Origin of the sequence: Melaminivora alkalimesophila, from assembly GCF_000282995.1 — a bacterium.
Classification (GTDB): domain Bacteria; phylum Pseudomonadota; class Gammaproteobacteria; order Burkholderiales; family Burkholderiaceae_C; genus Melaminivora; species Melaminivora alkalimesophila.
Genome location: NZ_ALEE01000401.1, coordinates 1 through 10,165, shown reverse-complemented (window position 1 = coordinate 10,165; position 10,165 = coordinate 1). Strand labels below are relative to the sequence as shown.

General features: G+C 68.0%; 7 protein-coding genes and 2 pseudogenes. 5 read left to right on the top strand and 4 right to left on the bottom strand.

Annotated features, from left to right (window positions below):
- Window positions 1-175, bottom strand: a 175-nt coding sequence (locus A612_RS07755; RefSeq protein ID WP_040436325.1) for a LysR family transcriptional regulator, incomplete at its 3' end; no start/stop codon positions are given.
- Between the two features lie 145 nt (window positions 176-320).
- Between A612_RS07755 and A612_RS07750 the strand changes: the two genes are divergently transcribed.
- The 5 genes and pseudogenes from A612_RS07750 to A612_RS16530 all read left to right on the top strand — a co-directional run.
- The gene (locus A612_RS07750) at window positions 321-1,844 is read left to right on the top strand and encodes a CoA-acylating methylmalonate-semialdehyde dehydrogenase (RefSeq protein WP_019373937.1); all 1,524 of its coding nucleotides are present in this window, start codon (window positions 321-323) and stop codon (window positions 1,842-1,844) included.
- A 129-nt stretch (window positions 1,845-1,973) separates the two neighbouring features.
- On the top strand, window positions 1,974-3,140 hold the full coding sequence (locus A612_RS07745; RefSeq protein ID WP_019373936.1) for an acyl-CoA dehydrogenase family protein: 1,167 nt from the start codon (window positions 1,974-1,976) through the stop codon (window positions 3,138-3,140).
- A 27-nt stretch (window positions 3,141-3,167) separates the two neighbouring features.
- Window positions 3,168-4,070 (top strand): annotated as a pseudogene (gene mmsB, locus A612_RS07740) (3-hydroxyisobutyrate dehydrogenase); the annotation flags it as partial.
- A gap of 88 nt (window positions 4,071-4,158) precedes the next feature.
- Complete coding sequence (locus A612_RS07735; RefSeq protein ID WP_141630342.1) at window positions 4,159-4,695, top strand: metal-dependent hydrolase; 537 nt, start codon at window positions 4,159-4,161, stop codon at window positions 4,693-4,695.
- 68 nt (window positions 4,696-4,763) lie between these two features.
- Window positions 4,764-4,952: pseudogene (locus A612_RS16530) on the top strand (transposase); the annotation flags it as partial.
- 7 nt (window positions 4,953-4,959) lie between these two features.
- Here the strand turns inward: A612_RS16530 and A612_RS07730 are convergent.
- From A612_RS07730 to A612_RS07720, 3 genes are all read right to left on the bottom strand, one after another.
- Window positions 4,960-6,525, bottom strand: coding sequence for a Fic family protein (locus tag A612_RS07730; RefSeq protein WP_019373933.1), 1,566 nt, complete (start codon window positions 6,523-6,525; stop codon window positions 4,960-4,962).
- 142 nt (window positions 6,526-6,667) lie between these two features.
- Window positions 6,668-8,410, bottom strand: a complete 1,743-nt coding sequence (locus tag A612_RS07725) for an ABC transporter transmembrane domain-containing protein (protein ID WP_019373932.1) — start codon at window positions 8,408-8,410, stop codon at window positions 6,668-6,670.
- Window positions 8,411-8,491: 81 nt separating this feature from the next.
- A partial coding sequence (locus tag A612_RS07720; protein ID WP_019373931.1) for an AMP-binding protein occupies window positions 8,492-10,165 on the bottom strand: 1,674 nt, incomplete at its 5' end.

Below are 10,165 nucleotides of genomic sequence, written 5' to 3'. Positions count from 1 at the left end.
CCGCCAGCCGGTGGCCGGCCGCATCGCGCGCGAACAGCGCCCCGCCCACCTGCCGCTCCAGCTTCTCGATGCGCCGCGCCACCGTCGTGTGCTCCACGCCCATGCGCCGCGCGGCGGCCGCCAGCGTGCCGGCGCGCGCCAGCTCCAGGAAGAAACGCAGGTTGTCCCAGTCCATGAAAGCCCTCCTCCGTGGTGCGACGCCTGTGCAAATATGCAAAGCCGAAGTGCAAGATTGGCTCTTGCCCCTGTAATTTTGCACGCCTACCATAGCCGTGCTTCTTTCGCCTCTTTCTTCCCTCTTCTTTCAGGAGACAAGCGCCATGGACGCATCCACCACCCAGGCCGTGCAGGCCCCCACCGTCAAGCTGCTGATCGACGGCAAGCTGGTCGAATCCAAGACCACCCAATGGCGCAACGTGGTCAACCCCGCCACGCAGGAGGTGCTGGCGCGCGTGCCCTTTGCCACCCCTGAGGAAGTCAACGCGGCCGTGGCCAACGCCAAGGAAGCCTTCAAGACTTGGCGCAAGACGCCGATCGGCACCCGCGCGCGCATCTTCCTGAAGCTGCAGCAGCTGATTCGCGAGAACATGAAGGAACTGGCCGCCATCCTTACGGCCGAGCAGGGCAAGACCCTGCCCGACGCCGAGGGCGACGTGTTCCGCGGCCTGGAGGTGGTCGAGCACGCCGCCGCCATCGGCAACCTGCAGCTGGGCGAACTCGCCAACAACGTGGCCAACGGTGTCGACACCTACACACTAATGCAGCCGCTGGGTGTGTGCGCCGGCATCACGCCCTTCAACTTCCCGGCCATGATCCCGCTGTGGATGTTCCCCATGGCGATTGCCACCGGCAACACCTTCGTGCTCAAGCCCTCCGAGCAGGACCCGATGGTCACCATGCGCCTGTGCGAGCTGGCGCTGGAAGCGGGCATTCCCCCCGGGGTGCTGAACGTGGTGCACGGCGGCGAGGACGTGGTCAACGCCATCTGCGACCACCCGGACATCAAGGCGATTTCCTTCGTCGGCTCGACCAAGGTCGGCACCCACGTCTACAACCGCGCAAGCCTTGCCGGCAAGCGCGTGCAGTGCATGATGGGCGCCAAGAACCACGCCATCGTCATGCCCGACGCCAACAAGGAGCAGTCGCTCAACGCCCTGGTGGGCGCGGCCTTCGGCGCCGCCGGCCAGCGCTGCATGGCGATCTCGGTCGTGGTGCTGGTGGGCGAGGCGCGCAACTGGATCTCCGACATCGTCGAGAAGGCCAAGGGCCTGAAGGTCTCGGCCGGCACCACCCCCGGCGCCGACCTGGGCCCGCTGATTTCGTGCCAGGCGCGCGAGCGTGTCGAGGGTCTGATCGAACGCGGCGTGCAGGAAGGCGCCAAGCTCGAGCTCGACGGCCGCAACCCGCAGGTCGAAGGCTTCGAGAAGGGCAACTTCGTCGGCCCCACGATCTTCAGCGGCGTCAAGCCCGGCATGACCATCTACGACCAGGAAGTCTTCGGCCCGGTGCTGGCGATCGTCGAGGCCGACGATCTGGAGCAGGCGATCGACTTCATCAACGCCAACCCCAACGGCAACGGCACCGCCATCTTCACGCAATCGGGCGCTGCCGCGCGCATGTTCCAGGAAGAGATCGACGTCGGCCAGGTCGGCATCAACCTGCCGGTGCCGGTGCCGGTGCCGCTGTTCTCCTTCACGGGCAGCCGCGCCTCCAAGCTCGGCGACCTGGGCCCCTACGGCAAGCAGGTGGTGCTGTTCTACACGCAGACCAAGACCGTGACGGCGCGCTGGTTCGACGACAGCACGCTGCACCACGGCGTGAACACGACCATCAGCCTGAAGTGACAGAGGCGTTCCCCTGAGGCGCTGACGCGCCCTCCCCCTCTCTGGCGTCGCTGCGCGACCTGGAGGGGGGACGCCACCAGCGCGGCGGGGCAGCCATAAGAACATGAGTATCCAAGGAGACCATCGCGCATGAACTTTGAACTGACCGAAGACCAGCGCGCCTTCGCCGACACGGCCCGGCAGTTCGCGCAGGCCGAGCTGGCCCCCCACGCGGCCGAATGGGACCGCGAGGCCATCTTCCCGCGCGAGGCCATCGCCAAGGCCGGCGAACTGGGTTTTTGCGGCCTGTACGCACCGGAGAACGCCGGCGGCCTGGCGTTGCCGCGCCTGGACGCCACCCTCGTCTTCGAGGAACTCGCCGCCGTCGATCCCAGCACCACCGCCTTTATCACCATCCACAACATGGCGACCTGGATGCTCGGCACCTGGGCCACGGATGAGGTGCGCGCCGAATGGGGCGAGCAGCTGACCAGCGGCCAGAAGCTCGCCAGCTACTGCCTGACCGAGCCCGGCGCCGGCTCGGACGCCGCCAGCATCAAGACCCGCGCCGAACTCGTCGGCGCCGAATACGTCATCAACGGCGCCAAGGCCTTCATCAGCGGCGCCGGCTCCACCGACGTGCTGGTGCTGATGGCGCGCACGGGCGACAGCAACTCGGGCGCGAGCGGCATCAGCGCCTTCGCCGTGCCGGCCCACCTTCCCGGCATCGAATACGGCAAGAAGGAAGAAAAAATGGGCTGGAACAGCCAGCCCACGCGCACCATCAGCTTCGACAACGTGCGCATCCCCGCCAATCACCTCTTGGGCCGCGAGGGCGAGGGCTTCAAGATCGCCATGAAGGGCCTGGACGGCGGGCGCATCAACATCGCCACCTGCTCGGTGGGCGCGGCGCAAGGAGCGCTGGCGCAGGCGCAGCAGTACATGCAGGACCGCAAGCAGTTCGGCAAGCCCATCGCCAGCTTCCAAGCGCTGCAGTTCAAGCTGGCCGACATGGCCACCGAACTCGTGGCCGCGCGGCAGATGGTGCGCCTGGCCGCCAGCAAGCTCGACGCCGGCGCGCGCGACGCCTCCACCTATTGCGCCATGGCCAAGCGCTTCGCCACCGACGTGGGCTTCCAGGTCGTCAACGAGGCGCTGCAGCTGCACGGCGGCTACGGCTACATCCGCGAATACCCGCTGGAGCGGTTGCTGCGCGACACGCGCGTGCACCAGATCCTGGAGGGCACGAACGAGATCATGCGCGTGATCATCGGCCGACGCATGCTCGACGGCGACGCGCCGGACGCCATCCGCTGAGACCCCAACGATTCTTTCAAGGAGACACAACCCATGCAAATCGCCTTCATCGGCCTCGGCCACATGGGCGGCCCGATGGCCGTCAACCTCCACAAGGCCGGCCACCAGGTCAAGGCCTTCGACCTGAGCCAGGACGCCCTTGCCAAGGCCCGGGCCGAAGGGCTGACCATCGCCAGCAGCGCCGAAGACGCGGTCCAGGGCGCTGAGGCCGTGGTCACCATGCTGCCGGCCAGCCAGCACGTGGAGGGCCTGTTCCTGGGCAAGGACGGCCAGGGCGGGCTGCTCGCCCACATCGCCAAGGGCACGTTGGTCATCGACAGCTCGACCATTGCCGCCGCCACCAGCCAAAAGGTCGCCAAGGCCGCCGAAGCCGCGGGCATCGCCTTCATCGACGCGCCCGTCTCGGGCGGCACGGGCGGGGCGATTGCCGGCACGCTCACTTTCATGGTCGGCGGCAGCGACGCCGACCTGGAGCGCGCCCGTCCGATCCTGGAGAAGATGGGCGCGAACATCTTCCACGCAGGCAGCGTGGGCGCCGGCCAGACCGCCAAGATCTGCAACAACATGCTGCTGGGCATCCTGATGATCGGCACCAGCGAGGCCATGGCCCTGGGCGTGGCCAACGGCCTGGATCCCAAGGTGCTGGCCGAGATCATGCGCCGCAGCTCGGGCGGCAACTGGGCGCTGGAGAAATACAACCCCTATCCCGGCGTGCACGAGAACGCACCGGCGAGCAAGGGCTATGCGGGTGGGTTCGGGACGGACCTGATGCTCAAGGACCTCGGCCTCGCGCAGGAAAACGCCATGGCCATGAAGGCCAGCACGCCGCTCGGCGGGTTGGCGCGGGCGCTGTATGCGGCGCACAGCCTCGCGGGGCATGGAGCGGAGGATTTCTCCAGCGTGATCAAGATGGTGCAAAAGCAAGGGTGAGCTGCTGTTGTTGCCGGCATCGCCTTTCCCAAGCCGGCAACCTCCGTTCTTTTTCCAGTTCAAAAACCGCTGTAATCTATCGTCATTCGTGCCATTCACCCCCTTTCACATGGGGGCCGGGCTTGTCGCCAAGGCTGCGCTCGGCCATCGCATCAGCATCGTCAGTTTTGGCTTGGCCCAGGTCTTGATCGACATCGAGCCCGGGGTGCGAATGATTCGTGATGATGACGTCCTGCACGGCATCAGCCACACCCTGTGGGGCGCCATCGTGGTGGGTGTGGTCGCGGCGCTGCTCGCGCCTTGGCTCATAAGAATGATCGTGGGCCGCTACAACACGGAGGTCGCGCATTACGGATTCACCCGCTGGATTTATCCTGAATCCGTCTCCGCGCCTGCGGTGTGGCTGGGCGCGTTTCTTGGGACATTCAGCCACCTCGTGCTGGACGGGTTGATGCATGCCGACATGGCCCCGTTCGCGCCCCTCATGTCTGCCAATCCGCTGCTGGACATGGTGGCGCACGATGATGTGTATGGGATCATGACCGTCTGTGCTGCAGTCGGGGCCACGCTTTGGATGATCCGATGGTGGCTGTCTGTTCGTGCCCAGCAGCCTCGGCCAGACTAAGGAACCTCTGCATAAATCCGCCGCGCCCGTGCTAGCGCCCTCATCACACAGCTGAGACGATACGCCCCATGAGGCAGCAAAACCTTGGCCTTGGCCTGGGCCAGTCGAGCAAGCGCACGCGCCGACGCGTGTTCCTGAAGGAGATGGAGCAGGTGGTGCCCTGGGGCGAGTTGGTGGCCTTGATCAGCCCCTACATGCCCGGGGGCCGGCGCGGGCGGCCTCCCTTTGCTGTGGAAGTCATGCTGCGCATCCATTGGCATAGCCCTAATTGGCTCCCGATTCGTCGCTTGCAAACACAGCCTGCACCGCAGCGATGATCTGCGCATGCCTTGGATAGAAGGCCCCATCCTCCGCAAAGATCTGTGGCAGTCCTTTGCGCAGCTTGTTGCTCACCTGCCAGCCTCCTTCCTTGAGCGAACGGATGATCCGGTCCGCATCCGCGTCCGGCATCTCGACGAAGTCCTTGATCGCCGCCCGCGCTTGGTCGTTCCGGCGCAGCGCCAGGGCCTCCTGTGCCATCTCCTGCTCGACCGTCTGGCGCAGCACGCCGCTCAGATAGCGCGCCTGCCCGGCCAGGTCAGGGTAGCGCCACGCATGCTGCGCATCCTGAGTCTGCAGGAACTCGAAATTGGTCTCGACGCCGTCCGGGCACACGCTCTTTCGCCCAAAGCGGTAGGCATCGGCGTACATCTGCGTGAAGGGCCGCGAGAAGGCCTGCAGGGCCAGGTCATAGTTGGCCCGCCCTTTGGCCGAGCCGGCGATCGTGGCCGACACCGGCACGATGATGTTGGCCGGCACCACCTTGTCCGCCGCGAGCAGGTGATGGATCAGAAAGCGGTGAATGCGGCCGTTGCCATCGGCGAGCGGGTGCAGATAGATGAAGGCGAACGACACGGCCGCCGCGCGCGCCACCGGGCTCGCGCCCCGCGTGCGGGCCTCGAAGCGGCGCAATGCATCGAGCATGTCCACCACCAGCTGCGCGGGCGGCGCGATGTAGTGCACGATCTCGCCGGCAAAACCACGCTCGCCGACGAACACGGGCGATTGCCGAATGCCCGCCCGCAGTGATGCGTCTCCGAGCACAGCCCGCTGCAGCACGAGCAATTGCTCTGGCGCCATCGGATCGTCCATGCGGCCGCTGTAGTGGGCGATGGCCATCGCAAAGCGCTTCACCCGGTCCTGCTGGTCCGCCTCGTGCTCGATCGCGAAGCTGGCTCGCGACTCCTTGAACGTCAGCCAGGCCGCGCTGCGCAGGAGCAGTTCTGGCCCGTAGGTGTCGTCGAGCGTCTGGACACCCGCCGCCACGTCGTAGAGCCAATCGCGCTGCTCCTGAGGCCCGAGGAAGACCATCGGGCAGAAATCGCGCGAGCCTGGCAGGTTGTCATTCACGCGCCAGCGTCTCACCCGCTCCGGTCGCTGGGCGACCAAGTATTGGCCGGCATCGATCGCGTTCACGTATCCCACGTTGGGTGCCGTGTCCGGGACGGCCAGTTGCCGCCCGGTGAACCATTCGTAGAAGAAGGCAGCGCGCCGCGCATAGCTCCCCGTGGGCTCGTCCCTCACCCAGGCCGCCACGTCCTCCGGCTCGATGCGGTGGAACAGGCGCGAAAAGAACTCCAGGCTCAGCCGCTCATACTTCAGACCGAATTCGAAGTGCCCGCGGAAGCTGTCGGCGGGCTGGTAGCGGGCCGGCCAGGTGCGTATTTCCTGACCGTCCGTCGCTTCGCGCTGGCGCACCGGACCCAGGCGGCTGCGCGTGAACAGCGGCTGCGCCAGCTGGATGCCGTAGATTTCCGCGAGCCGGCGAAAGCCCAAAAGGGTGTCGGGCATGGACTGCACTTTCACTATGGATGCAGCCATTTTGCTAGAAAACCCCCTTCACTCCGCCAAAACGCTATATTTCGCAGCGTGGCGGACCGCCAGACCTCGCCCACGACAGCACGCCCTGCATCCGCCTGCGCGCTCAAGGCATTCACACGCCAAACTGCAACTGCGCCAGCCGCGCGTACACCCCGCCCTTGGCCACCAGCTCCGCGTGGCTGCCCTGCTCCACGATGCGCCCGTGGTCCAGCACCACGATCCGATCGGCGTGCTGCACCGTCGCCAGCCGGTGCGCGATGACCAGCGTGATGCGCTTGCCGGCACCCTGCGCGAGTGCCGCGTCGAGCGCCTGCTGCACCGCCCGCTCGCTGTGCGCGTCCAGCGCGCTGGTGGCTTCGTCGAGCAACAGCACCGGCGCATCCTTGAGCAGCGCCCGCGCGATGGCAATCCGCTGGCGCTGCCCGCCCGACAGCCGCACGCCGTGCTCGCCCAGGAAGGTGTCGTAGCCCTCGGGCAGCGCCTCGATGAACTCATGCGCGAATGCGGCACGCGCGGCGGCGACGACCTGCTCGCGCGTGGCCTCGGGCCGGGCGTAACGGATGTTGTCGAGCGCGCTGCTGGAGAAGATCACCGCGTCCTGCGGCACGGTCGCGATGCGCTCGCGCAGCGCGTGCAGTTCCCAATGCCGAATGTCCTGCCCGCCCAGCAGGATGCGCCCCTCCCCCACGTCATAAAACCGCTGCAGCAGCTGGAACACCGTGGACTTGCCCGCCCCGCTGGCGCCCACCAGCGCCACCGTCTCGCCCGGCTCCAGGCGCAGCGTGAAGCCACTCAGGGCGGCACGGTCCGGCCGCGACGGATAGTGGAACCCCACCCCTTCGAAGGCCACCGCCAGCGGCGCCCCAGGAGCGAACTGCACGGCCGAGCCCGGCTCCGGTGAGCGGATCTCCGGCTCGGTCGCCAACAGCTCCATCAACCGCTCCATCGCCCCCGCCGCGCGCAGCAGATCGCCATACACCTCGCCCAGCACGGCCACCGCGCCCGCGAGGAACAGCGCATAGACGATGGTCTGGCCCAGGCTGCCGGCGCTCATCTGCCCGGCGAGCACCGCCTGGCTGCCGCGGTACAGCCCCCACAGCAGCAGCGCCGCGTTGGCGATGATGATGAAGGCGACCAGCGCCGCGCGCACGCCACTTCTGCGCACGGCAGTGCGGAACGCCTCCTCGGCCGAAGCCGCAAAGCGCGCTGCCTCGCGCCCCTCCGCCGTGAAGCCCTGCACCACCGGAATGGCGCCCAGCACCTCGGCAGCGATGGCGCTGGCGTCGGCCACGCGATCCTGGCTGGCACGCGAGAGGCGGCGCACGCTGCGCCCGATCCACATCGCCGGCAACACCACCACCAGCACGGCCGCCAGCGCCGCCGACATCACCAGCGGGTTCGTCCACACCAGCATCGCCAGCGCCCCCGCCCCGAGCACCGCGTTGCGCAGCCCCAGCGAGAACGACGAGCCGATCACCGTCTGCACCAGCGTGGCGTCCGCCGTCAGCCGCGACAGCACCTCGCCCGTCTGCGTGGTCTCGAAAAACGCCGGGCTTTGCCGCAGCACATGGGCATAGACGCTGCTGCGCAGGTCGGCCGTCACGCGCTCGCCCAGCCAGCTCATGGCGTAATAGCGCCCCGCCGAGAACACCCCCACAGCCACCGCCACGCCGAACAACAGCCCGAAGTGCCTGCGCAGGGCGCTGGCATCGCCACCACCGGGCAGGCCCTGGTCGATCAGCTGGCGCAGCGCCAGCGGAAAGGCCAGCGTCGCCAGCGCCGCCAGCAGCAGCAGCGCCAGCGCCGCCGCGATCGGCCCGCGGTACGGCCGCAGGAAGGGCAGGAGCGCCCGCAAGGCGCGCGGCCGCCCGCGCGGCGCGGCAGCGGAACGGGGCGAAGCAGCGGCCACGTGGTGAGGAAGCCGAACCGGCCGCGCTCAGGCCTTGAGGTCCGGGAAGTCCTCCTCGAAGAACTCGCCCTGCTCGCGCTCGCCGCGCCCGCGCCGCTCGGCCTCCTCCTGGCGCAGCGCCACGCGGCGGATCTTGCCCGAGATGGTCTTGGGCAGTTCCTGCACGAACTCGATGCGCCGCACGCGCTTGTACGGCGCCAGCGCGCCGCGCGCATAGGCCAGGATCTCGCGCGCCATCTGCGCGTCGGGCGTGCAGCCCTGCGCCAGCGTGATGAAGGCCTTGGGCACCGACAGGCGCACCGGATCGGGGCTGGGCACCACCGCCACCTCCACCACCGAATCGTGCTCGATCAGGATGCTCTCCAACTCGAAGGGGCTGATGCGGTAGTCGCTCGCCTTGAACACGTCGTCGGCCCGACCCACGAAGGTGTAGTAGCCGCCCTCGTCGCGCCGCGCCACGTCGCCCGTGCGGTAGTAGCCGCCTTCCATCACGGCGGCGGTGCGCTCGGCGCTGTCCGCGTAGCCTGCCATCAGGCCGAGCGGCCGGCCCGTGCCCGGGAGGCCTCCAGGCGCATCGCCGGGTGCATCATCCAGCTTGAGCGCCACCTCGCCGTCCTCGGCCTCGTTGCCGTCCACGTCCAGCAGCGCCACGCGGTAGCCCGGCAGCGCCATGCCCATCGAGCCCGCCTTCACCGGCAGCCCCGGCGCGTTGCCGATGATCGCCGTGGTCTCGGTCTGGCCGTAGCCGTCGCGCAGCGTCAGGCCCCAGGCGCTCTTTACCTGCTCGATGATCTCCGGATTCAAAGGCTCGCCCGCACCGATCACCTCGCGCAGCGCCAACCTGTCACGCCACGCCGCCAAGTCTTCCTGGATCAGCATGCGCCACACCGTCGGCGGCGCGCACAGCGTGTTCACCTGGCAGCGCGCCATAGCCTCCAGCAGCGGCCGGGCGGCGAAGCGTTCGTTGTTGTGCACGAAGATGCACGCCCCCGCGTTCCAGGGCGCAAAGAAGCAGCTCCAGGCGTGCTTGGCCCAGCCCGGCGAGGAGATGTTCAGGTGGATGTCACCTGGCCGGATGCCGATCCAGAACATGGTCGACAGGTGCCCTACGGGATAGCTCTGGTGCGTGTGCAACACCAGCTTGGGCTTGGAGGTCGTGCCGGACGTAAAGTACAGCAGCAGCGGGTCATCGGCGCGCGTCGGGCCGTCGGGCGCGAAGTCCGCGCTGCCCTGGCGGCTGTCCGCGAAATCGGTCCAACCCTGCGGTGCCGCACCCACGCAGATGCGCGTGTAGTCGCCCGAAACCTCGTCGAACTTCGGCACATGCGCCTGCCCGGCGATGACGTGGCGCACGCCGCCCCGGCCAATGCGATCGCGCAGGTCCTCGGGCGTGAGCAGCGCCGAGGCCGGGATCACCACCGCGCCCAGCTTGAAGGCCGCAAGCAACGACTCCCACAGCGGCACCTCGTTGCCCAGCATGACCAGGATCCGGTCACCGCGGGCCACGCCCAGGCCGCGCAACCAGTTCGCGACGCGGTCCGAGCGCGCCGCCATCTCGCCATAGCTCACGCGCTCTTCGCCCGCGCCCTCGTTCACGATCCACAGCGCCGGCGCTTCCGACTGCTCGCGTGCCAGGCGGTCGAAATGGTCCAGTGCCCAGTTGAAGTGCTCCATGCGCGGCCAGCGGAAGGCCGCCGCGGC

Bases quoted from the DNA above. Each gene is read 5' to 3' on its own strand.
- A612_RS07750 (WP_019373937.1), top strand. From the start codon at position 321: ATGGACGCATCCACCACCCAGGCCGTGCAGGCCCCCACCGTCAAGCTG.
- A612_RS07745 (WP_019373936.1), top strand. From the start codon at position 1,974: ATGAACTTTGAACTGACCGAAGACCAGCGCGCCTTCGCCGACACGGCC.
- A612_RS07730 (WP_019373933.1), bottom strand. From the start codon at position 6,525: ATGCCCGACACCCTTTTGGGCTTTCGCCGGCTCGCGGAAATCTACGGC.